This window comes from Mesorhizobium sp. 113-3-3, from assembly GCF_016756495.1.
Lineage (GTDB): Bacteria > Pseudomonadota > Alphaproteobacteria > Rhizobiales > Rhizobiaceae > Mesorhizobium.
Genome location: NZ_AP023243.1, coordinates 6,317,227 through 6,340,723 on the forward strand (window position 1 = coordinate 6,317,227; position 23,497 = coordinate 6,340,723).

The following is a 23,497-nucleotide window of genomic DNA, read 5'->3' on the forward strand; positions in this document are numbered from 1 at the left end:
TCAGCGCACGCCGCACCAGTCGATCACCGAAGCGGCGATGACCTTGGCGGTCTCGACGACAGACTCGACCTCGACATATTCGTTGGCGCCATGGAAACCGTCGCCCGACGGGCCGAAGATGACGCCATCGACGCCAGCACCCGCATAGTGCGCGGCATCGCAAACGGCAACGAAGCCGCGCGCCTGCGGCGCCTTGCCGATGGCGGCCTTGCGCTTCATCAGCGACGTCACCAGCGGGTGGTCGACCGGGGTGTTCATCGGCGGGAAATGCAGTCCGCCGAGTTCCCACTGAATGGTCGGCGGGTTGTCGCGCAGCCAGGCATCGGTCTGGGCGAAATGATGGACGAACGCCTCGAAATCGCGGCGATAGTCGACCGAGTTCTCATCCGGCAGGAACTTCATGTCGAGGTCGAGCACGGCGACATCGGGGATGATGGCCGGATTGGTCATCACCGTCGGCAGGCCATGCTCGCCCAGACCGGTGCCGCCATGCACGACGCCGATGTTGATGGTGTTCATGCCGAGCGGCAGCAGCGGATGGGATTTCGCCCGCGTCCGGTCGAGCTCATACTGGCGCACGGCCCCAATGAAGCGGGCGGCGAGCTCGATCGCGTTGACGCCCGGCTTCAACCGGTCCTTGTCGTGGCGCTGCGGATAAATCTCGTTGTAGCGCAGCGCCGAATGCGCGTTGCGGCCGCGGATCGTCACCCGCGCCCATTCAAGCCCACCCTCGACCGGCAGGACATCGCCCCAGGTCGGCTCGGCGACGAGCACCGCCTTGGCGAGCTTGCCCTTCTTCACCGCGTCTATGGCGCCGAAGCCGCCGGCTTCCTCGTCGACGACGGAGTGGATCGCCAGCCGGCCCTGCAGCGTGATGCCGGCCTTTTTGATCGCGCGCGCGGCGGCGACGCAAGCCGCGACGCCGCCCTTCATGTCGACGGCACCCCGGCCATAGAGCCGGCCATTGGTAATCTCGCCACCGAACGGATCGACCGACCAGTCCTTCATCTCGCCGACCGGCACGACATCAATATGCCCGCACAGGATCAGGCTGCGGTCCTCGTCCCCGGCCCATTCGCCGACCAGATTGGGCCGGCCAGGCAAGGCGTCCCACTGTTCGGTGCGAAAGCCATCCTGCTTGAGGATCGGTTCGAGCAGCGCCTGGACATCCGCTTCGCGGTTGATCGCCGGATTGGGCTCGAATTTGGGATTGACCGAAGGGATGCGGACCATTTCGCGGGTCAGCCCGATCAGCCAGTCGCGGTCGGCCTCGATCCCGGCCTGCACGGCGTCGATGATGGTCTTGATATCAGGCATGATTGTTCCTTCCTCGCATCGCCGCATCGGGCGTATCGACGTTATTTCCGTGGGGTTTTGGGTTTGGCGCTCTCGCTGTCCGGCGACAGGGCGGCATCGAGGGTGACGGCATTGGCGCTGCGGATCTTCTCGATGTCCTCGATGCGCTTGCGCACGCCGGCGCCATGGCCTTCCAGCGCATGGGCAAACACCGTCTCCATCTGGGCGACGGCGGTGGCCAGCGTGTCGAAAGGCGAATTGGCGTCGATCGCCGCGACCATGGTCAGGTCGGCGATCTCTGATATCGGCGACAGCCACACATCGGTGAACAACAGGATGGAGACGCCGCGTTCATGCGCCTGTTGGGCAAAGCGCACCACGTCCGACTGGTAGCGCCGATAGTCGAAGACGACGAGGAGGTCACGCTTGCCAAGGTCGATCAAGAGGTCGAAATCGGCCGGGCTCAGCGAACCAATGTCGCGCACGCCGGAGCGGAATTGCAGGAGGTAACCGGCAAGCATGGAGGCGATGTGCCGGCTGAAACGGCCGCCCAGCAGCACCACCTGCCCCTTGGTTTCGAGCAGCAGATTGACCGCCCGCGTATAGGCCTGCAGCGGCACCGCGGTGCGCGTGCGCTCCAGGCTGTCGGAAACCGAGTGGAAATAGGCGAGTGCGGTGCCTTCGCTGGAGCCGCCCGGCCGCTTGGCCTCCATCATCAGCAGCGGCGAATGCAGCCTGGATTCCACCTCGGTAAGCAGCCGCGCCTGGAAATCGGCAAAGCCGACATAGCCGAGCTTGGTCATCAGCCGCGTCACGCTCGGATCGCTGACCCCGGCGCGTCGCGCCAGCCGGGTCGCCGTGCCAAGCCCCGACATCGGATAATCGGCAAGCAGGACCTGGACGATCTTTTCTTCCGCCGAGGTGAAGGCCAAGGTGGTGTTGGCCAGTTCTTCGCGGATCGACATGGTCATCGCCTCTCGCTGACGGAAAGACGATTATCTTACAATTTCACTTTCAATTGTCAAATTTGGAAAATGTCTTACAGACCCGCATGAGCGGTCCCAGTATGGATTGCGCAACGACGTGACGGCACAGGCCATCCGCATTGCGCGACACCATAGCGGATCGAACGGGAGCGTTCGCCCCCTATTTGAAACTGGCGATGGGCAGGAATTTCACGGCGGAGCCGGTGAAGCGGCGGTGATCAGACGTCTGTCCCCGCGGCTGGAAACCGTCGAGATAGACCTTCTCCGGCGCCGTGCGGATGAAATTGGCTGCGACGACAGGCGCCGCTGCCGAGCCGGTTCCCCCAGAAATGCCGCGACCGGAGACGGGCACGATCACGGCGGTGGCCTCGGGATCGAGGCGCGGCTGGACGCGGTCGGCCTTGGGGCTCGTCCTGACGCGGTCCTCGGGTTTCGCTGCAGGGACGGCAACCTGCCGAGCGGCCAGCCCATCAAGGCCGGTATCGGGATGATGCATGGCCAGCAAGGCGGCGACGGCATCGGCGGATTTGGCTGCTTCCGGCTGGCGCGCCGGGCTCGTCTGGCTTTGCGGTCGCCATGTCGGCAAGGGGATGTTGAGCGCCACCATGTCGGGCGCGGCACTCGCGGTAGCGGTGTCCGTCTTGCCCATTTCGGCATTGGCCACCACCGGCTTGGCCGCGGAAAGTTCGGCCTGCGCCGACACGCTGGCCATCGCCAACGGCGCGGCTTGCGGTGTCGGAATGCTGGCCGTGGCTGCGGCGCGCGGGGCGAAGGCCGGCAACGGCACTGTTTCGGGCGCCATGGCCATGACGATCGCTTCGGGCGTCTTGCCGTTCTCCTCGGCGAGCGGTTCTTCGGCCGCATCGGCGGAAGCCACCTGGATGTCCGCGCGCTGGGCTGCCTCCGGCGGCACGATGGCGATGCCCTGCCCTGGCGCCTTGGGCTCGACCGACTTGGCCGGTTTGCGCGGCGCCGGGACCGCTTCCGCGACATCATCCGCCTCGTCCGTGCCGCGGCCCAGAAGGGTCGCCAGCAGGCCACGCGACTTGCGCTGGTCGCCGCCGGCGCTTGCCAGCTCGATGTTGGGCGTGCCGGCGGCCTTGCGCGATTTGTAGGCGGCAAGCGCCTGGTCATAGCCGGGCAGCGGCCTGCCGTCGCTCGGCACATGCAGCGTGTTGCCATTCGGGAAGACCCTGGCGAGTTCCTGGCGGCTGATGCCTGGCCAATGCCGCACATTGCCGACATCCATGTGAATGAAAGGCGAGCCGGAGGTCGGATAATAGCCGACGCCGCCGCCCTGCATTCTGAGGCCGATGTCGCGCAGCTTCTTCAGCGGCACGTCAGGCAGGAAGAAATCCATGGCGCGGCCGACCATGTGCTGGCTTTCGCGCGCCACGCCCTTCGAGCGGCTGCGCAGCATGGCGTTGGTCGCCGGCGAACGATAGGCGCTGACCACATGGATATAGCCGCTCGAGCCGCTGGCGCGATAAGCCTGCCAGACGAGGTCGAACAGGCGCGGATCCATCCTGGTCGGCTCGTTGCGGCGCCAGTCGCGCAGCATGAAATTGATCTTCTTCAATCCCGCCTGATCGTAGCGCCCGTTGCGCTTGAAGACGATCTCGGCCTTCTCGCCCGTGTGGAGATGCTGGATCTTCAAGGCGCGCGTCTCGGCGAACGCACTGGTGACGCACAGGCAAAGCAACGCCAAGGCAATGGCCGGCAACCATGTCCAACGATGGGAGGCGCCGGGCGCGGTCTGTTGGCTTTCAATCACGGTCATGCCTTGCACATTGTTGCAGTTTCGGGCGATTTGACGTCTTCGCCGGATGCGGAGCCTTCTTTTCGAACCCCTCGACCGGACAAGCAGGCTTGACCGGCAGACGGGCATCCATCCCCGCCCTATCGATGAACAGCATCTTGGTTAACGAATCGTGTTCGAATGGGCCTTCCCTGCCTCGAACGGATTCAACCGGTCGCCTCATCGGAACAGATATTTCGAGACTTCCGGATTGCCGCGCCGCCACATCACATTGTCCAGGAAGTAGTGGTGCACGTTGATGAATATCCAGGCGATGAAAAGGAAAAGCGACGAGCCGAGCACCGCCTTGTTGTAGGGAACCATGGCCGTCAGCGCCATCGGCACCAGCCAGAAACCGAGCGCTCCGAGAATTCCGCCGAAGACGACGAAAGCCAGCACACGCAGCCTGTACACCGGTCCAAGCGGGGACAGGACCTTCGGTCGCAACCGCTCGACGGCATCCGCGCGGTCGCGCTCGACATTGGTCTGGTAGCGCCAGACCACGGCCAGATACTGCAGCGAATGCATCGCCGGCACGACGAGCAGCCAGAGCGGGTTCAGCGTCACGAACAGGATCCAGGCGTAAAGCGACACGACATAGGCGACGACGCCGTTATAGGGCAACGCGCCACCATGCTTGCGCCAGCGATTGATGAACATCACGGCGGTTGCAGCCGAGGAGGCGGCCGCGATCGACATGGCGACGGTGATGAGCCATGGCGGAACCGCGAAGGTGTAGTAGTCCAAACCCCAGAACTGCCTTTGGGTGATCACGACGTTGGTCTGGAGCCAGGCGAACAGCCAGACGGCGTAGCCGTTGAACAGCAACACCTTCTTGTCCTGATCGCTGAAGAATTTGCGCTTCAGCACGGCATCCACCATCAGCATGCCGTAGCCCTGCTTGACGTAATGCCAGCCTACGAAAAAGCCCATGGCGTTGGTCGCATAGCCGAGCAGCCGGGCGTTGCCCGTCAGCGCGCCATAGGCAAAGAAGGCGATCATGGCGAGCGGAACGACAATGCCAGCCAGGATATAGCGGATCTGGAGTTTTCGGCTGTAGCCGTCGCCGCGCACCTTGCGCGCGAAATTGCGATAGAAGATCTGGTACGAATGACCGAAATGCGGCTGGTTTATGAGGTGCGAGAGCACGAACATCGTCAGCGTCACGGTGGCTTCATACCGTAGCGGCAGGACATACAGGATCGGCAGGATGAGAAGCGCGCTTCCGCCAAGCATGAAGAAGTCGATGAACGGGCCAAAGAGATATTTTTGCGGAGTGGCTGCTGCCGAAGCCGAGGCAGCCGCCGAAAGGTGAAGTGCCATGGTGCCTTCTCCCTGTGATCGTTTATCTAGCCATCGCCAACGATCAATCCGACAGGCAGCCTAACCGCCAATCGATAGTCCTATTATCATATCCAAGCCTGCGATTCGCGCATAGCCGCGTGTAGTCTATCAAGCAAGAACTACATCGCTATAGCCCCGCGTCGCCGACGATGCGGCAGGACTCTAGTTCAGCTGATTCAGGATTCCGGAGCTGGTTGCGACCATCAAGGCGGAGTATATCTGCATGGCCATTGCGCAGATGGCAGCGGCCGATATTGGCACGCCAAATGGCACGACGCCCTTGCGGTCCATGTGCTGCACATAGTGGCGAAATATTCCCGCCGGCAGCAAAAAGGGATTCTTGACCAGCGCGGCCGTGGCGATTGCAAAGACCAACAGCAGCACGGAAAAGACGGCAAGGTTGCTTCCGCCGATCAGAAAGGGCGTGACGCTCAACAGCTTCACATCGCCGGCGCCAATCTTGCGCAAAAGCCAGAATGGAAAGAGCGCAACGAACAGAATGAGGCCACCAAGCGCACTGATGCCCATCTCCAGCCACGAACCGGTCTGCAGGGAGTGCAACTGCAGCGCGCCAAGCCCCAGGCAGAGCAGTAGCAACACGTTACGGTTGGTGATCTTCTGCACGGTGAAATCCGTCCAGGCTATTTTTGCAAGGAGCAAGATGGCGACGGCTTTAAACAAGAGCGAAACGGTGAGCAGCATCGGACAGGCTACCGTTCTATATTCTGCACGCTCGACGACAGCAGCTTCAGATTGTTGGCGACGGTCGGATCGTTGGGCGCCAGTTCATAGGCCTTGAGGAAGTTGCGGCGTGCGTCCTGCAGCTTGCCGCGCAGCAGGTAGGAGTAGCCGACATTGTTGTAATATTCCGGCGACGCGCCAACCAGCTTGAAGGCCCGCGCATAAGCCCGGTCGGCAAGGTCGAAGCGGCGGATGCGGTCGCATGATGCGGCCAGCCCCATCCAGGCGCCGCCATCATTGGGCGCCAGCTGCGTCGCCTTGAAGAACAGCGCGCCGGCATTGCCATAGTTTTCCGCGCGGAACTGGTTCTTGGCTTCGGCGACGGCCTGGTCGGAGGCGTAATATTCGACGTCGCTGACGGTCTTCAATCCGTCGAAGGCATCGCCAAAAGAGGTGACGTCGCCTTTTGACGGCTCGTTGGTGCGAACGACACCGTCGGTGGCATCCGTCTGGCAGCCGGCAAGCAAAACCGTCAACAGGCAGAACGCCGCCGCGATAGCCCTCTTCATACAGATTCCCCCAAGGGTCTCAGACCTCATATTAGAATCAGATCATACACGCAATTAGAAGATAATGCCCTTCATACGGATGATCACCGGCAACATGATAACCATCATAACCACAGGGAAGATACAAAGCCCCAACGGAATCATCATCTTTACCGGTAGAGAATTGGCGCGCTCCTCGGCGCTCAGAATTCTCTGGCCACGCATCTCGGCGCTATAAACACGCAAGGCATCGGTGAGGCTGGTGCCGAGTTCTTCCGATTGACGGAACAGGACAGCCAATGCCCGCGCCTCGTCAAGTCCGATGCGATCCGAGAGTTCGCGCAGCGCTTCCCGCAACGGTTTGCCAGCCCGCAACTGCAAGTTCATGATCGACAGCTGTATTCCCAGCCACTTGTGGGTGGCGGCCATTTCATGGCTGACGCGTTCGACTGCCCCCTCCAGGCTCATGCCGGCATCGGCACAGGTGATCATCATGTCCATGAAGTCGGGGAAAGCCCGACGATAGATCTGTTTCTGGCTGTTCTCGAAACGGTCGAGCAGAATGGAGGGAATTACAATACAGGCGAGGCCGAACAGGGCAGATCCGGCAAGGGTGATGAAACCCGGCAGGTTCGGCGGCAGAACACGCGACAGGAGTGCATACATTGCCAGAAAACCGATGCAGACTGCAGCGAGGCGGGACAGCGTATAAATCAGCGGTGCGCTTGATTGATAAAAGCCGGCGCGAAACAGCTTCGCTTCCAGGGCGTTTGGGGCTTCCCGTTCCTTCTCGATCGACTTGAAGTAGGCATCGACCGGCCGTTGCGCCGCAAGCTTGGCGAGCTGGTCTTGTCCGAGCATCGATCGGCGGTCTGTACTTCCTTCACCCATCAGGCTCTGCGCGACGAGCTTTCGTGTCTGCAGCGCCGGCAAGAAGACCAGAGCTCCGAACAGGAAGAAGGACACCGCCGTCACAAAGACGGCAATGGACACCAAGAAGCCCAGGTCCTGAATGTTCGAAAACAATTTCTTCCGCGCTCCCAGTCAAAAATCGAAAGTAACCATCCGGTACATGATGAAGTCGCCAAGCAGCGCCCATACGCCAAAGCCCAGAAACACAGGCATAACCATCGGGTCGTGCCACACCTTGCCATAATAGGAGGGCGCAATGACCTGCAGGATCAGGAACATCACGACCGGAAACAAGGAGATGATCCACGCGGAGACGCGACCTTCGGCCGAAAGCGCCCTGATTTTCATCCGCAATTTCTGCCGTTCACGCAGAACCGAGGAAAGATTGGACAGAATTTCGGTCAAATTGCCGCCCGTCTTGGCCTGGATCGACAGCGATACCGACAGCAACTGAAGGCCCTCGAAGCCGACACGCTGTGAAAGCTTTCGCACGGCCTGCTCGATGCTGAGGCCAAAGGTGATCTCATCGGAAACGATGCCGAACTCGGTGCCGAGGGGATCGGCCATCTCGCGCGCGACCAGAGCGATCGCGACCGAAGCCGGGTGTCCGGCGCGCAGCGAACGAACGATCATATCGAGCGCATCCGGCAGCTGTCTGGCAAATTTCCGGATCCGTCTGTTGCGGGCGCGCCGGAGGACAAGAAGCGGCAGGACAAGTCCTACGACCAGAAAGGTAAGGAGCGACGCCAAAGTAGAAAAATTGAAGAGTGCCAGCAGCAACGCCATCGCCAGCCCGGCAAGCAGGAATGTCGCGGCGAAGGTCAACGGATTTCCAGTAATGCCGGATTGAGTATAGAGCCTGTTCAACCAGACCATTCCAAAAAGAAAGTCGCCAGTGTCAGTGAGGCCACGCTCCCGCAGCAATCCCTGCAACGTTTGCTCGGCCGGAACCTCGCCAGCGAGCCGCTTCAATCGGCGATTGACTGCCATGGATCGAGAGCGGCGGCCGGCAAAGGAAAGATAGAGAGCTTCGCCTGCCAGAATGACTGAGGCTGCCGCCAGCATGTAGATGAAGTACAGCAGAGCTTGACCGGTCGGCATCAGAGGGCAACCTGCGGATTGAAGGCGTCCTTGGCAAAATGATGGCCAAGCGTCGCGGCCTCCGGAGCGAAGCGCGGACGGACGCCGGTTGCGCGAAAATCTCCGATGACTTTGCCTTCGGCTGTGACCTCGCGGCGGACGAAATGATAGATTTCCTGGAGTTGCACGATATTGCCCTCCATGCCGGTCAGTTCCGATATGGAGGTGACACGCCGGCCGCCGTCCGAAAGACGCTGCGTCTGGACGATGATATCGATGGCGGAGGCAATCTGCGCCCGGATCGAGTCGTGCGTCATCGGCATGCCGGCCATGCCGACCATCTGTTCGAGCCGCGAGATCGCATCGCGCGGCGTGTTGGCATGGATGGTGGTCATCGAGCCTTCGTGGCCAGTGTTCATCGCCTGCAGCATGTCGAAGGCTTCCTCGCCGCGCACCTCGCCGACGATGATGCGGTCCGGCCGCATGCGCAGCGCGTTCTTGACCAGTTCGCGCTGGCGAATCTCGCCCCTGCCCTCGACATTGGGCGGGCGCGTCTCCAGCCGGCCGACATGCGGCTGCTGCAATTGCAGTTCGGCCGCATCCTCGATGGTGATCAGTCGTTCCTTCGAGGGTATGTAGCTCGACAATGCATTGAGCAAGGTGGTCTTTCCGCTGCCGGTGCCGCCTGAAACCACGATCGATTTGCGCGCCTGCACGGCGATGCGCAGCAGTTCGATCATCGGCGGCCGAATCGAATTGAATGCCATCAGACGTTCGAGCGAATAGGGATTCTTGGAGAATTTGCGGATCGAGACCAGCGGGCCATCCACCGAGACAGGCCGCACCGCGATGTTGACACGCGAGCCGTCATCCAGGCGGGCATCGACCATGGGCGACGATTCGTCGACACGCCTGCCGATGGCCGAAACGATCTTGTTGATGACGCGCAGCAGATGCGCCTCGTCGCGAAAACGAATCGCTGTCTCTTCGATCATGCCACGCCGCTCTATGAAGACGCGCCTGTGGGTGTTGATCATGATGTCGGTAATCGAATCGTCCTTGAGCAGCGGTTCGATCGGCCCGAGACCCAGCATCTCGTCGGCGGTGTCGCTGGTCAGTTGGTCGAGTTCGCGCGCGTTGAGCGGAACGGCGCGGCCGCGCACGAACTCGCGTACGATCGGCCGGATCTCATTGAGGATTTCGGTCTTGGACGCGTTTTCAAGGGCTGTCAGGTTGAAGCGGTCGATCAAATGGCGGTGCAGCTCGACCTTGAGAGTCAGGAAATCGTCGCCATGGGACTCGATGTCGGCTGCCGGAGAAAGGGCTGGCGCAACGGGCAGCACCGTGAGTGGCTCAGGTTTTGAGACCGCGGGCTGCTCGCCCGCCCCTTTGATAAACCGCCCCAGCATAATCCCCTATGCTCCCCTTCGACGCATATTAGACGAAACTAATCATTAACCACCTAAGGCACAAGCGCCCGAACGCCCGCGCGCACGCAATACTTTCAACATAGTTAAAGACAGGCGCCGGAAAATATCGTTTTTATTCGCACTCAGACATGAGAGCGTTTTAAGCTGTGGATCATTCCGCAACCCTTGCGTGCTCCGGAGGCATGGAGCTTGCCGGAAATCCGTACTAACCCCTTAGATATAAAGGATTATGCTATCTCACTAAAGTAGCTATAACTTAATTAGCTTGACGACATAAATGTGAACGAATGGTTAAGAGCGCTTGAAAAACTAGACGAATCAAGCTCTTGCTGGAATTTAACGTCGCCCTGAACTCCACAGTTCATGTATTGGAAAGTTAAGGAACTGTTAATCCCGTTTGACACCGCAAATTCTCGAGACCTAGGATCGAGGTGACGGGGGATGCTTGGGTATGGGGTACATCCTTGGCTCTGTCTCGTCGGGTTCAAACCTCCAAAGGGAGAAATTGACATGAAGAAGCTCATGACGATGACCCGGCAGTTCCGCGACGATGAAAACGGCGCTGCCATGGTCGAATATTCCATCCTTATCGGCATTATCGCCGTTGCATCGATCCTGACGGTCCTCGCCATCGGCGGGTGGGTGAACGGTCGCTTCTCGGCGCTCTGCACCGCGCTCGATGGCCACCCGACCGGCACTTGCAACGCTGCCACCGGTGTCGGCAGCTGATCGCCTGACCACGTTCAGGCCCGGATCGTTCGAGCCGGGCCTGAACCCGATCGCAGCGGGCGAATCCCGCATTGGGGCTTGGGGCTTGGGACATGCGCGCCAATACACTTATCATGATCGTACTCGCCGGGGTGTTCGGCGTCCTGGCTGTTGTCCTGGTCAATATCTGGCTTGCGGGCCAGCGAAGCGCCATGGCGCAAACGGGGGTCGTGCAAGGCAGCATGGTCGTGGTTGCGGCAATGCCGCTGAAGTTCGGTGACGCTCTGAGCGCAGATAAACTGCGCGAAGTCGCATGGCCGGCGGGCGCGGTTCCAGCCGGGGCATTCAAGTCAACAAAAGACGTGTTAGCTGGCGACGGTGCCAAGCAGGCATTGCAAACGATCGGCGTCAATGAGCCGATTCTTGCTACCAAAATCACCGGCCCCGGCCAGCGCGCCACGCTTTCAGCGGTTCTCGGCGAAGGCATGAAGGCCGTGTCCATCCGCGTCAATGACGTGCTCGGTGTGGCCGGCTTCGTCTTCCCGGGCGACCGAGTAGATGTGCTGCTGACGCGCACGGTGCGCGACACTGACGGCGCGGACAAGAGTTTTGTCGATGTATTGCTGCAGAGCATGAAGGTGCTCGCCATCGACCAGGTGGCCGACGAGAGCAAGGATAACCCGACTGTGGTCAAGTCGGTGACGCTCGAGGCCAGCACCAAGGATGCGCAAAAACTGACACTGGCGGCAGGCGCCGGCCAATTGTCGTTGGCGCTGCGCCAGGCTGCTGCCAGCAAGGGGGAGACGACCGAGCGGGTGACGCTTTCCGACCTGACCGGCGAAACGCCGGAGGACGTCGCCAAAAGGCAGGCCGAGCTCGACAGGAAGGCAGCCGCCGAAGCTGAGGCCGCAGCCGAGCGCAAGCGCGCCGAAGACAGGATTGCTGGACTGACCCAGGCGGTAGAGCGCGTGGGAAACCGCCTTGATGAGTTGGGCAAGGCCAAGCCGGCTCCGGCGGTAGCCTCGGCCCCGGAAGCCAGGGAAGTCGTCAAGGAAGTGGTGAAATATGTGCAGCCTGAACCGCCGAAGAACGTGACCGTGGGCGTATTCCGGGGTGTGAAGCTCGAGACGTATGACGTGCCGCGACAACCGTGATATAAGGCGCAGCTAATAATAAGGTGGGGGCTGCCATCGGCAGCAATCGGGGAGACGGGGATGCACGGGTTTTGGGTTAGGGTGGCGACGGCCGCTTTGTCCTGTGTGGCGGCGCTGCTGCTATCGAGCCTTGCGGCCGACGCAGCCGACCGCTTCATCGACGTGTCGAACCCCAGCGTCCATCGTATCTTCCTGCCGGTGTCGCAATCGGTGACGGTGCAGGTGAGCGCCAATCTGGGCGATATCGTCGTCGGCGACGAGAAGATCGCCGATGCCCAGCCGATGACCGACCGCACGCTCTATGTCATCGGCAAGGGCGCCGGCACCACCACGGTCAATCTGTTTTCCCCGGACAAGCGCTCGCTCGGCGTCATCCAGATCGAGGTCGGCCTCGACGTCAGCGACATGGCGCAGGCGATCCGCCAGGTGGCGCCAAAGGCGCGCATCGAAATCGGTTCGATCAACGGCAGGGTCAGGCTTGGCGGCCACGTCAGGGATGGCGCCACGCTGGCGGCCATCATGGAAGTCGCGCAGCAATATGGCCCCGATGCCATCATCAACTCAGTCACCGTCGATGATAGCCAGCAGGTCAATTTGGCTGTGCGTATATTGGAGGCGAAGCGCAACGCAGGCCGGGATCTTGGCGTATCGATCAAGAGCACCAACAGGAGCGGCACGACCAAAGTCGGAACCGGCGACGCCGCTGTCGACGCGGATGGAACGGTGCTCGGAGCGGGAGACCTTGTCAGTGGTATTCTTTCGAAGGCTAACCCCTTCGCGGCACTGATCACCCGGGTTATCGACAGCAACATCAAGGTTGACCTCATCATAGAGGCGCTCGAGGCAAAGGGCGTGGTGCGCACGCTGGCAGAGCCCAACCTCACCACGCTTTCAGGCGAGCCTGCCAGCTTTAATGCTGGCGGCGAAGTTCCGATCCGCAGCGTCGACGCCAATGGCCAGGTCCAAATCCAGTACAAGCAATTCGGCGTCAACCTTCTGTTCACGCCGGTGGTGCTGGAAGACAACAAGATCCACATGAAGCTTGCTCCGGAAGTCAGCGACCTGACCAGCTTCACCACCGCCGGCGACCCGATCTTCACCAACCGTAAACTGTCGACCGTGGTTGAGCTGCGCGACGGCCAAAGCTTCGCGGTGGGCGGACTGTTGTCGAGCAAAACCACCAAACTGCAGAACCAGGTGCCGTGGCTCGGCCAGGTGCCGGTCATCGGATCGCTGTTCCGCAATTCGAGCAACCAGAAGGAAGAGACCGAACTGGTCGTGATCGTCACGCCGCATATCGTGCGGCCGGTGAAACCCGGTGAACAGCTGGCGACACCCTTCGACAAGACGCGGCCGGCCAATGACCCGGAACTCTTCGTGCTCGGTCAGCTCGAGGTGAACAAGGACATGATCCGAAAATACGAAACGGGCGACGGCGTCACCGGCCCCTATGGCCACATGCTGGACTTCAAATCGAAGGACAAGATGCTCTATGTCAAGAAATAGCGCCTTGATCCTCGTTCTGTGCGCCGCTTCGCTGTCGGGCTGCGCCGCGGACTATCTGAACCACTACGACTCGGTGACCTTGGCCGCCGGCGACACGCAGAAGTTCAATTCGATGCTGCAGACGGTCGACCCGCTCAATCCGGCTTCGAGGAACACGCATATCGAGGGCGACGGCACGCGCGCTGCCGCCGTTGCCCAGAGCTACAAATTTCCACCGCCACCTCCGCCACCGCCAGCGATCACGGTCAATGTCGGGGGGGCGGGCGTGACAAAGCAGTGAGCTGAACGGAAGGATGCGGAGGACGCCGGGCATGCGAGGGGCCTTGGCGCGAGAAAGCAGAGAGTAAGGTCATGTTGGGGACCATTCGTGCCTTCTGGAACGATCAACGCGGCATAGCGATGATCCTCGTGGCTATCATGCTACCGGTGCTTATCGGCTTCGCTCTGTTGGCCATCGATATGAGCCGGGCCAACGGACTGCATAACGATCTGCAGAAAGGCGTCGATGCCTACGCGCTTGCGGCAGCCGCTGAGCTCGACGGCAACAGCGATGCGATCACACGGGCCGACCGCGCGATCGACAATCTTCTTACCAATGGAACCAAGTTTTCAACCTCGGGCGATCACACGCTGGCGCGCGCCGATCTGACGATCAAATATCTGACGGGTATACCTGCCAGCGACAGCATAACATTGAGTGCCGCAGGCGTTGACGGGAATGGCGTCAATTGGGCCAGTACCGATCCCAAAGCCGTAAAATTCGCCGAGGTGACGGTAAACGCCTCCGGCGTGGCGGCTGGCGCGGGTGCCTTTGCGACGATCTTCCCCGCGAGCTTCATCGGCGGCACCGACACGATGGACATTCAGCCACAGGCTGTTGCGGGGTTCACCAACGCATTGTGCCAGTTCACCCCGATGTTCATCTGCAATCCCTTTACCAACAGTTCGACTTCTCTAAGCGATTTGCAGACCGCCTTGTCAGGCACCAAGAAGCCGATGATCTGGCTCAAAGAGCAGCAAGGTGGCAACAGCGCCCAGTACGGCCCGGGCAATTATGGTTTCCTATCTTCGCCGGAAGGCGACAAAAATACCGGCGCGATTACTAAAATGTTCGCGGTGACCAATCCGCCGGCCTGCTACGGCCAGAGCGGGGTGACGACCCGTCCGGGCAACATTCCCCCGGTCAACGACGGCATCAACACCCGCTTCGATATCTTCTCAAATGGCGGTCCCTACAAAACCGATCCGACCATCAATCCGCCGGCGCCGAACGTTCGTAAAGGGATGGTTGCTTCAAACGCTGGCAAGAAAAATTGCAGCTATGGTGCACCCAATAGCGGCCAGGCCAAGAACTACAAGGCATTGCCCAGAGACGATTGCTTCTACGCCAATGGAGGTTGCTCGCACGCGGGGGCCCTCGGTGACGGCACCTGGAATTTCTATCGAGCCCCCACGGATCCAAAATTTGCGACGGATCCTGGCTATTGGAACGTCAATCATCCGAGTGCCACCACCGCTGCCGTGACAGCCGCCTGCGGCGCAGCACCAAGCCGGTACTGCGTCTACAAATTCGAAATCAACAATCCCGGCTTGAACAGCGGTTCGGAGGCGACAGCACCCCAGTGCAACACGACGACGCAGACTGCGGACAGGCGACTGCTCTACGTGGCAGTCATCGACTGCACCGCCAACAACGTTCATGGCGGCGGACAGACCTTGCCGGTCCAGGCGTTTGCCAGCGTGTTCGTCACCGAACCCGCTGGGGGGGCGCCCAACGCCGACATCTACGGCGAGATGGAGGATATCAGCACGGTGGTTGGATTGGGCACTCTGAAGAAGCTTCAGCGCAACGAAGCTCAATTGTATCGATAGAGCCATGCTGACCGCGCTTAGACACACGATCAGGAAATTTCATCGCGACGACAAAGGCGCCGCCCTGGTCGAGGTGGCGATCGCGGCTCCCTTGGTGCTGCTGCTGTCGGCGGGCGTGTTTGAATTTTCCAACATCATCAATACGCGGCTGCTGCTTGCTGCTGGCGTGGAGGACGGGGCTCGCTATATGGCGCGCTGCAGCGACAGCAACTGGAACAATTGCGTTACGTTGGGGACAAATCTCGCCGTGAACGGTGCCGTCACCGGCGGCAGCGCCAGGGTCACTGGATGGACCACGCCAGAAGTCCAAGTCACCGTCGCCCATACGCAGGCGGTCGACGGCAGTGGGAACCAGCTCTACCTGAGCAACACGGGCAACGTGGATGTCGTCAAGGTCAGCACCACGTTGCCCTACAGCGGCGGCGTGTTTTTGGGTTTTCTGGGTTTTGGAACGATCGACATCACCGTATCGCATCAGGAGCGCGTTTTCGGATGGTGACTGAGAAAAGCAGATTCGGGGCGGAGCAGTCGGGCGCGACGATGGTCGAGATGGCCATCGCTCTGCCTGTGCTGCTTGTACTTGTGCTCGGATTCGTGGACTTCGGCTACGCCTACTACCAATGGAACGCGGGCAACAAGGCAGTGCAGGCCGGCGCAAGACTGGCGCAGATTTCCACACCCATCGCCATCGGACTTCCGCTGGAAGCACAAACGCCCAGCGATTCCACCCAGGTCGGAGCCGCGGTGCCGGCCGGCACCTATGATTACACCTGCACTGCGAGCGCAGCAGGCGTCGCCTGCTGCAGTATCGGCGCAGGCACGTGCCTGGCCGCGAATGCGAGCCAGGCCTCGTTCGATGCGATCTATAACGGCACCGCCCACCGTGCCGGAATGCAAAACTTCCTGCCGATGCTGGAAAAGTCCCAAGTGCGGATCGAATACGCCGCGTCGGGCCTCGGCTACTGGACGCGCCCTAATGGCCCGGTGCCGACCATCACGGTCAGCATTACCAACCATCCCTTCCAGTTCTTCTTCCTGGGCGGACTGCTCGGGTTCGGAAACATCACCATGCCCTCCATGCTGAGCACGGTCACGGGCGAAGATCTGAAGAGTACCTATCCATGAACGCCATCAACACCAAGGTTACACCAACCAAGCGAAAGCAGGTGGCGCTGTTCTCGTCGGATCCGAATTTCAAGCGCGACGTGGCGACACGGCTCGATGCGCTGGCGATCTATGACGTCAGGGTTTCCGAGACGGATGATTTTCTCAAAGGGCCGCCGGCCGATACGCGCCCGGGCATCGTCATCCTCGATCTCGGCGGTGGCGAGCTGCTCGGCAGGCCAGGCATCGTCGAGGCGCGCGCGCTGTGGGCGGCGGTGCCGCTGATTGCGGTTTCCGATGAGCTGACGTCGGAACAGACACGCGTGCTGGTGCGCATGAATGCCTCGGACTGGCTGCACAAGCCGCTCGACGGCAAGGAACTGCTCAACGCGGTGACCTTTCACGATACCGGCAACCAGGGCACCAAGAGCCGGATCGTCACCTTCATCAGCGCCAGCGGCGGTGCGGGCGCCACGACGCTGGCGCTGTCGGCGGCCGAATTCCTCGCGTCGAAATCGGCTGAGCGCGCGGCTTCGACCTGCCTGGTCGATCTCGATTTCCAGAGCGCCAATTGCGGCGCCTATCTCAATCTGTTCAACCAGTTCGATCTCGCGGGCATCATCAGCCAGCCGGAAAGGCTCGACGTCGAGCTGATGGATGTCATCAAGCTTACGCGCCCGTCCGGTCTCACCCTCTATGCGTTCGAGCGGCCGCAACTGCCCTTCGAGCCGCACGGCAGCGACTTCGTCTTCCGGCTGCTGGATCTCGTCGCCTACCGCTTCGACGACATCGTCATCGACCTGCCCAACATCGAAACGCCCTGGCACAATTCGGTGCTATCGACCAGCGACGAGATCTTCATCGTATTCGAACTCAACGTCGCTTCGCTGCGGCAAGGCAAGCGGCTCTACAAGAAGATCCGCGAGCTGCGCGGCAATGCGGTCAGCATCACGCTGGTCGCCAACAAGCACAAGCGCAAATGGTTCGGGAACCATTTTTCGCGCAGTGAGCTCGAGAAGATATTCAAGGCGCCGCACATCAAATCGGTGGCGCTGGACAACGCCCTTCTAACCGATGCCTTGAACCGGGCGATCCTGCCCGCCGAAGTGGATGGCCGGGCGCGCTTCAACAAGGATCTGAAGAAGATGTTCAAAGAGCGGCTCGATGACGCTGCCCGGTAGAGATGGCACCGGTGCGAGGCTGGCCGGCGCCTGCGTGCTCGGCCTGGTACTGACGCTGTCAGCCCAGGACTTCGCCCAGGCACGGTCGGGGCTTTCGGATCGGCCGCCACTGCCGGCAATGGGTCCCAGCCTGCGCAAGGCGGTTGCCTTCGCGACCACCGAGCAGCCGGGAACGATCGTCATCCGCAAGAGCGAGAAGGCGCTTTACCTGGTGACCCGCCAGGGCCAGGCGCTGCGCTACCAGATCAGCGTCGGGCGTGACGGATTTGGCTGGACCGGGGTGGTGAAGGTCGGCGCCAAGACGGAATGGCCGCAATGGCGCCCGCCCCGGGAAATGCGGGCCCGCCAGCCGGAACTGCCGGAACAGGTGCCGTCGGGTCCCTATAATCCGTTGGGCGCGCGGGCGCTGTATCTGCTGCGGGACGGCCGCGACACGCTCTATCGCATCCATGGCACCAACGATCCCTCCGGCGTGGGATTCGACGGCACGTCGGGCTGCTTTCGCCTTACCAACACGGATGTGATCGATCTCTTCAAGCGCGTGCCAATTGGCACCAAGGTGGTGGTTCAATGACGACGATCAGTGACCCGCATGTACCGGCCGTAGCCGCCGAGCCGATGGAGCCGAAACTGCTCGACAGGGATGCCAGCCGCTCGCGGCTGGCTGTCGTGGTCGGTGTCGGGCTGACGCTGTTTGCCGTGCTGAACGCGACCGCCGCCATCTACCTCTATCGAGGCATCAATGACCTGCGAACCGTGGAGGGGCGTCTCGAGGAACTCGGTGCGTTCGAGCAGCGGATCGTTGCCCGGCTCGACACGGTCAACAACGGTTTTCAAAGCCGGTTTGAAAAGCTGGACAGCCAATTGCAGGGCAGTTTCAACGAAATCAACGGCAACATAGCCCGGTTGGAACAAAACTCTCCCTTGGCGCGTGAGGACAGCGGCACAAGCGCGGCGGAACCCGTCGTCGTCACCAGCACCGTGGCGGACGCATCTTCCGACAACAGCGATGTCGCGGGCGAGCCCGCGGCTGTCGAGACGCCACGGCCACTCAAGCGCAGGAGCGCCGCGCCCACCGGCCCGAACCCCGCCTACCAGCGAACGCAAACGCCGGATGGCAAGGTCTATTATCGCAAGATCGATTGAGGCGGCCCGGATTCCGGTGAAGCCGGCCCGAGCCACACGCCCTCGAAGCTGCTGGCGTCCAGGGATATTGGCGCTCTCTCGAAATGACGTGTGCGCCGGCTAAAGATCCCGTCCCAAAGTCATGAGACGCAGAGCCAGGGACTCTGCGCGCAGCCGCGTCTCGCGAAGGAACGCGACATGACAGTATGCGCAGGCCGCGAAGCCCAGGACGAGCACCAGGCTGTTTTGCCCGGTAAGATCGATCTTCAGGGCGAATTGCAGGCCGTTGTACATCGGAAATCCCGCGACCGTGCTCGCCGTCTCCGAATGACTGCTGGAAGCGATCATCAGTCCGGCGAAAAGCAAGGCGACGTGGTTGGCCAGGAAGAAGGCGGCCGCCGGCCGCACACGGCAAGCGCTCCAACACACCAGTGCCGCGGCAACCAGGATGACGGCGTCCAGGGCCATCGAACTGTAGAGATACAGGTCGACCTGCTGCCAGAACATCGCCGACAAGGGGCGCAGTTCAAGCCAGATCCTCCACATTGCGGGGCTGGCGGGATAGCTCCCGAGCAGCATGGTCGCCATTCGCTCGCAGGCCAGGACCATCAGGATGAAAGCCGGAAAAGCGAAGAGTAGTATCGGCCTGCGCTTCATTTTGACCTCGACAATCTGGTATCAGCATAGATTGCAGAGATTGAGCGAGGCTTAACGCAAGGGCGCCACTTATGTCCGTGCTTGGGAGTTCATCCGGGCAGCCCTCAATTCAGTATCGGCCCTTCATGCCGCGGCCGCATGATCTTTGCCGGACGCCTTCAAATTTTCACGGCTGCCTGCCGGCCCATGTGGGCCTCAGACGATTCTGGCTGGATTGTGCCGTAGGTGCGCCTGGACTTTTCCACACCAGGCGGCGTTTGGCTGAAGCCGCAGCCAACCCATTTTGTGCCATTTTTGCTACATTTCTCAACCTTATGGCTCAAAAAACTAATTTAGGCTGCCCTAAATTAATAATCGCTCACATATTTCTTGAAATTGTTGGATAGTCGCCTGAGACAGGCTCAGGCTTGGATCAGCGCCCGCAAAGGGCGCGGGGGAAATGTTGGGGCGGGTTAGATGAATACGACAAGCATCTCGACTATGGGCAAGCGCCTTGGTCTTTTGATGGCGGCTACGATGCTGAGCTGCGCAAGTGCGAGTGCACTTACGCTCAAGGAAGCGATGGCGGTTGCCGTCGAATCCAATCCTGAAATCGGCCAGGCCATAGAAAATCGCGAAGCAATCGAGTTCGAATTGCGCCAGGCGAAAGGGCTTTATCTCCCCAGTGTCGACCTGGAGGCGTCAGCAGGGGCTCGCCGCCTCGACAACTCGTCGCGACGCGCACTCGGCATAGAGCACGACGCGCTTTATCCGGCGGAAACCGATCTGACGGTTTCGCAAACGCTCTATGACAACGGCGCAAGGCGGGCCGAATTGAACCGCCAGGCCTCGCGCGTCGACGGCGCGTCGTTTCGTGTGCTGGAGCGGTCTGAATTCATCGGGCTCTCGGTTGTCCAGGACTATCTCGAATACATGCTTCAGGCTTCGATCGTGGTTGAGGCGAAGAAAAACCTGGGCTTCCACCAGGCAATCCTGCACGACATCCAGGAAGGCATTGCCGGCGGCGGGTTGAACGAGGCCGACCGGCAACAGGCCGAAGAGCGCCTGTTCGCGGCCAAAGCCCGCATGCAGGAAGCCTCGGAGGAACTGGAGGCCTCGAGGATCCGGTTCTTCAAGACAGTCGGGAAGCCGCTGACCAATGCATCGAGGCCGGCCGATGTTTCCGGCGCGCTGCCGAGGTCGCTGGACGATGCGATCGGCCTGGCGCGGGAGAGCAATCCGCGCGTCCATATGGCCAACAGCGATATCGCCGCCGCCGCCTCGCTGGTGGACGCGGCCCGTGCGAAATACGGCCCCTCGATCGTCGCCGAAGGCGTCGCCCGGGCCGGGTATGACATCGACGGCGACAATGGCGACACATCCGACCTGCAGGCGCGCCTGGTGCTGCGGTGGAACCTGTACCGGGGCGGCATCGACAAGGCCAATGAGCAGGAACAGATCCGTCGCACCAGCGAGCAGCGGCTTGCGCAGCACCAGGTGCTGCGGGAAATCGAAGAAGCCGTTCGCACGTCGTGGGATCGCCGCTTCCGGCAAGCCGATCTGGCAAAGACGCTGAGACTGCAGGCCGCTTCCAACGAGAAGCTGGTCGCGTCCTATCGCGAGCAATTCAAGGTCGGGCAGCGCTCGCTGCTCGATGTGCTGGATGCGCAGAATACGCGGTTCAACACGGCGACACTGGCCGACACCGCATCCTACGCCTCTCTCTTTGCCCAATATCGGCTTCTCGCGGCCACCGGGCAGTTGCTGAAAACGATGGACATCCGCCCGCCAAAGCAGGCTGCGGCCTACGCTCGGACCGAGTTCGACGCACCGGAAACGGCCGACACGGAAACCTATGCGCGCACGCCGTCGGAACAGAAGAACGACCTGCCATTCGATATCCTGGCACCGGTCAGGAAAAAGTAGGCGGATGTAAGGACCGATCGAAAGTCCCTAAGGGCGGATCGTGAACCAGCAACCCAACATCCTCTCCCCGAAGGAGGCGTTCAAGGCCTGCTTCTCGGCCGTTGCCGGATATCTCGGCAGGCCGAGCGCGCAAACGGTGCTGTTCGCCGGCGTGCCGCTGTCGGACACGCGCATCGACATCGACGCCATCAGGCATATTGCCGAGCGCATCGGCCTTGAAATCACCGAATTCAGCCATCGCGAGTTTCTTCGGGGACGCATCGACCTCCCGGCAATCGTGTTTCGCGTCAGTCAATTGCCGGTTGCCCTGCTGGCCGAAACCGAGGACGGCGCATTCACCACCGCTCCCCAGGAAGACGGCCGCGTAACCATCACGAAATCCGAACTGGCCGCCAGCACCATCAGTGGCGGCGTTTCCTTCTCGATAACATATGCCAACGCCGCCGAAGGGATGAACGTCGGTTCGGCGCCGAAGATCGAGCGGCGGCATTGGCTGACGGGAACGATGGGCCCGTTCTGGCGCACCTATTCGAAGGTTATCCTGGCGGCGATCTTCATCAACATGCTGGCCATCGCCTCGCCGATCTTCACCATGAACGTCTATGACAGGATCTTGCCAAACAAGGCGATATCGACGCTGTGGGTGCTGTCGATCGGCATCGGCGCGGTCATCCTGTTCGACCTGCTCCTGAAAACCGCCAGAGCGTCCCTCATCGACTATGCCGGGCGCAAGGCGGATCTGCGCATTTCCTATTTGCTGTTCGAGAAAGTGCTGAACTCGTCGCTGTCGGCACGGCCAGGCTCGACGGGCGAATACGCAAATCGGGTGACGCAGTATGAGTTCGTGCGCGAATTCTTCACGTCGAACACCATCAGCGTGTTTATCGACACCGCCTTCGTGTTCGTCTTTCTCCTGGTCATCTATGCGATCGGCGGATGGCTGGTCATCATACCGGCGCTCGCCTTCGTGGCTTCCGTGGTCGTCGGGCTGATCACGCAGCGGCGCATCGGCAAGCGTGTCGCGGCCTCCATGAACGAGGCCTCGCAACGGCAGGCCCTGCTGGTCGAATCCATCTCAACGCTGGAAACGATCAAGTCGCTGCGCGCCGAGGCGTATCTGTTGCGAAAATGGGGAGAGCATTCCAAGAATGCGTCCAATACATCCGAGAAGATCAAGCAGCTTTCGGCGGCCGCCGGCAATATAACGCAGGCCATCCAGCAGCTGGTCACCGTCGCTCTGATCGTGGCCGGCGCTTATGCCTTCTCGGAAGGACACGTCTCCACCGGAGCTATCATCGGCACGGTCATGCTGGCCAGCCGGGCCGTGTCTCCACTCGGCCAGATCGCCATCACCTTGTCCAGGCTTCGCCAGGCCATGCTCTCGTTGCGCATGGTGAACTCGATCATGGCGCAGCCGGAGGATCGCCCGGATACGGTGGGTTTCGTCAACCGGCCCATTCGCAGCGGCGCCATGGCGTTCAGGAATGTCGGCTTTGTCTATCCGGGCTCCGAGAACGAGGTCCTGACCGGCCTGAATTTCTCGGTGAAACCAGGTGAGCGCATCGGCATCATCGGCCGAATAGGTTCGGGGAAGACAACGATGGGCCGGCTGATCGGCAGGCTGTTCCTGCCGACATCGGGCGAGTTGCTGCTGGACGGGATCGACATCCGCCAATACCACCCTTCGGAGGTTCGCGCCGCGGTCGGGATCGTCGCGCAGGCCAACGATCTGTTTTCGGGCACCATCAAGGAGAACCTCCTGATGGCATGTCCGGAGGCGACCGATGAGCAGATCGTCGAAGCGGCCAAGGCTGCCGGCGTCGACGATTTCGTCTCCCGCCACCCGCGTGGCTACGACATGAATGTCGGCGAGCGCGGCACCAATCTCTCGGGCGGCCAGAGGCAGACGATGGCGATTGCCCGCCTGTTGCTGACCAGACCGAAAATCGTCTTCCTGGACGAGCCTTCGGGTTCGATGGACCTGGCGTCCGAGCGGCAACTGATCAAGCAGCTCAAAGTGGCTTTCGACCGGAACACGACGCTGATCGTTTCGACGCACCGCTTCAGCATGCTCGAACTGGCCGACCGCCTTATCGTCATCGAGCAAGGCAGGATCGTTGCCGATGGACCAAAGGATCAAGTGATACAGGCGCTGCAGAAAACAAGCGCCTGAGAAACAGACTTATTGAACGCATTCAATGCGTTGGGGT

Annotated in this window: 22 protein-coding genes; 12 read left to right on the top strand and 10 right to left on the bottom strand. The window is 61.1% G+C overall.

Going from position 1 to position 23,497, the window contains the following annotated elements:
• From JG746_RS30595 to JG746_RS30635, 9 genes are all read right to left on the bottom strand, one after another.
• Positions 1-1,317 carry a M20 family metallopeptidase gene (locus tag JG746_RS30595; protein ID WP_202356125.1) on the bottom strand — a complete coding sequence of 439 codons (1,317 nt, stop codon included), beginning with the start codon at positions 1,315-1,317 and terminating at the stop codon, positions 1-3.
• A gap of 41 nt (positions 1,318-1,358) precedes the next feature.
• Positions 1,359-2,261, bottom strand: coding sequence for a MurR/RpiR family transcriptional regulator (locus tag JG746_RS30600; protein ID WP_202356126.1), 903 nt, complete (start codon positions 2,259-2,261; stop codon positions 1,359-1,361).
• Positions 2,262-2,442: 181 nt separating this feature from the next.
• Positions 2,443-4,062 (bottom strand): DUF882 domain-containing protein, encoded by a 1,620-nt coding sequence (locus JG746_RS30605; RefSeq protein WP_202356127.1) that lies wholly within the window; start codon positions 4,060-4,062, stop codon positions 2,443-2,445.
• 198 nt (positions 4,063-4,260) lie between these two features.
• On the bottom strand, positions 4,261-5,403 hold the full coding sequence (locus JG746_RS30610; protein ID WP_202356128.1) for a hypothetical protein: 1,143 nt from the start codon (positions 5,401-5,403) through the stop codon (positions 4,261-4,263).
• A gap of 183 nt (positions 5,404-5,586) precedes the next feature.
• Positions 5,587-6,126 carry a prepilin peptidase gene (locus JG746_RS30615; RefSeq protein ID WP_202356129.1) on the bottom strand — a complete coding sequence of 180 codons (540 nt, stop codon included), beginning with the start codon at positions 6,124-6,126 and terminating at the stop codon, positions 5,587-5,589.
• 8 nt (positions 6,127-6,134) lie between these two features.
• Positions 6,135-6,674, bottom strand: a complete 540-nt coding sequence (locus JG746_RS30620) for a tetratricopeptide repeat protein (RefSeq protein WP_202356130.1) — start codon at positions 6,672-6,674, stop codon at positions 6,135-6,137.
• Between the two features lie 54 nt (positions 6,675-6,728).
• The gene (locus JG746_RS30625; protein ID WP_202356131.1) at positions 6,729-7,679 is read right to left on the bottom strand and encodes a type II secretion system F family protein; all 951 of its coding nucleotides are present in this window, start codon (positions 7,677-7,679) and stop codon (positions 6,729-6,731) included.
• A gap of 18 nt (positions 7,680-7,697) precedes the next feature.
• On the bottom strand, positions 7,698-8,666 hold the full coding sequence (locus tag JG746_RS30630; protein WP_202356132.1) for a type II secretion system F family protein: 969 nt from the start codon (positions 8,664-8,666) through the stop codon (positions 7,698-7,700).
• Complete coding sequence (locus JG746_RS30635; protein ID WP_202356133.1) at positions 8,666-10,054, bottom strand: CpaF family protein; 1,389 nt, start codon at positions 10,052-10,054, stop codon at positions 8,666-8,668. The genes JG746_RS30630 and JG746_RS30635 overlap by 1 nt, the downstream gene beginning before the upstream one ends.
• A gap of 531 nt (positions 10,055-10,585) precedes the next feature.
• On the opposite strand from JG746_RS30635, the gene JG746_RS30640 reads away from it, so the two are divergent.
• From JG746_RS30640 to JG746_RS30685, 10 genes are all read left to right on the top strand, one after another.
• A complete protein-coding gene (locus tag JG746_RS30640) occupies positions 10,586-10,804 on the top strand; it encodes a Flp family type IVb pilin (RefSeq protein ID WP_202356134.1) in 219 nt (72 codons plus the stop codon).
• A 92-nt stretch (positions 10,805-10,896) separates the two neighbouring features.
• Positions 10,897-11,937, top strand: coding sequence for a Flp pilus assembly protein CpaB (cpaB, locus tag JG746_RS30645; RefSeq protein WP_202356135.1), 1,041 nt, complete (start codon positions 10,897-10,899; stop codon positions 11,935-11,937).
• Positions 11,938-11,997: 60 nt separating this feature from the next.
• The gene (locus JG746_RS30650) at positions 11,998-13,443 is read left to right on the top strand and encodes a type II and III secretion system protein family protein (protein WP_202356136.1); all 1,446 of its coding nucleotides are present in this window, start codon (positions 11,998-12,000) and stop codon (positions 13,441-13,443) included.
• A 4-nt stretch (positions 13,444-13,447) separates the two neighbouring features.
• Complete coding sequence (locus tag JG746_RS30655; RefSeq protein ID WP_244730561.1) at positions 13,448-13,723, top strand: hypothetical protein; 276 nt, start codon at positions 13,448-13,450, stop codon at positions 13,721-13,723.
• A 71-nt stretch (positions 13,724-13,794) separates the two neighbouring features.
• The gene (locus JG746_RS30660; protein WP_202356138.1) at positions 13,795-15,315 is read left to right on the top strand and encodes a TadE/TadG family type IV pilus assembly protein; all 1,521 of its coding nucleotides are present in this window, start codon (positions 13,795-13,797) and stop codon (positions 15,313-15,315) included.
• A gap of 4 nt (positions 15,316-15,319) precedes the next feature.
• Positions 15,320-15,814, top strand: coding sequence for a TadE/TadG family type IV pilus assembly protein (locus JG746_RS30665; RefSeq protein ID WP_202356139.1), 495 nt, complete (start codon positions 15,320-15,322; stop codon positions 15,812-15,814).
• Positions 15,808-16,440, top strand: coding sequence for a TadE/TadG family type IV pilus assembly protein (locus tag JG746_RS30670; protein WP_202356140.1), 633 nt, complete (start codon positions 15,808-15,810; stop codon positions 16,438-16,440). Before JG746_RS30665 ends, JG746_RS30670 begins: the two co-directional genes overlap by 7 nt.
• Positions 16,437-17,600 carry an AAA family ATPase gene (locus tag JG746_RS30675; RefSeq protein ID WP_202356141.1) on the top strand — a complete coding sequence of 388 codons (1,164 nt, stop codon included), beginning with the start codon at positions 16,437-16,439 and terminating at the stop codon, positions 17,598-17,600. Before JG746_RS30670 ends, JG746_RS30675 begins: the two co-directional genes overlap by 4 nt.
• Positions 17,584-18,174: a L,D-transpeptidase gene (locus tag JG746_RS30680; RefSeq protein ID WP_202356142.1), complete on the top strand. Its 591-nt coding sequence runs from the start codon at positions 17,584-17,586 to the stop codon at positions 18,172-18,174. Before JG746_RS30675 ends, JG746_RS30680 begins: the two co-directional genes overlap by 17 nt.
• Positions 18,171-18,746, top strand: coding sequence for a hypothetical protein (locus tag JG746_RS30685; protein ID WP_202356143.1), 576 nt, complete (start codon positions 18,171-18,173; stop codon positions 18,744-18,746). The genes JG746_RS30680 and JG746_RS30685 overlap by 4 nt, the downstream gene beginning before the upstream one ends.
• A gap of 99 nt (positions 18,747-18,845) precedes the next feature.
• Here the strand turns inward: JG746_RS30685 and JG746_RS30690 are convergent, their stop codons facing one another.
• Complete coding sequence (locus JG746_RS30690; RefSeq protein WP_202356144.1) at positions 18,846-19,382, bottom strand: hypothetical protein; 537 nt, start codon at positions 19,380-19,382, stop codon at positions 18,846-18,848.
• 456 nt (positions 19,383-19,838) lie between these two features.
• Here JG746_RS30690 and JG746_RS30695 point away from each other — a divergent pair, with 456 nt between their 5' ends.
• Both JG746_RS30695 and JG746_RS30700 read left to right on the top strand, forming a co-directional pair.
• On the top strand, positions 19,839-21,287 hold the full coding sequence (locus JG746_RS30695) for a TolC family protein (protein WP_202356145.1): 1,449 nt from the start codon (positions 19,839-19,841) through the stop codon (positions 21,285-21,287).
• Between the two features lie 40 nt (positions 21,288-21,327).
• Positions 21,328-23,460 (top strand): type I secretion system permease/ATPase, encoded by a 2,133-nt coding sequence (locus JG746_RS30700; protein WP_202356146.1) that lies wholly within the window; start codon positions 21,328-21,330, stop codon positions 23,458-23,460.
• The last annotated feature ends 37 nt before the right edge of the window (positions 23,461-23,497 follow it).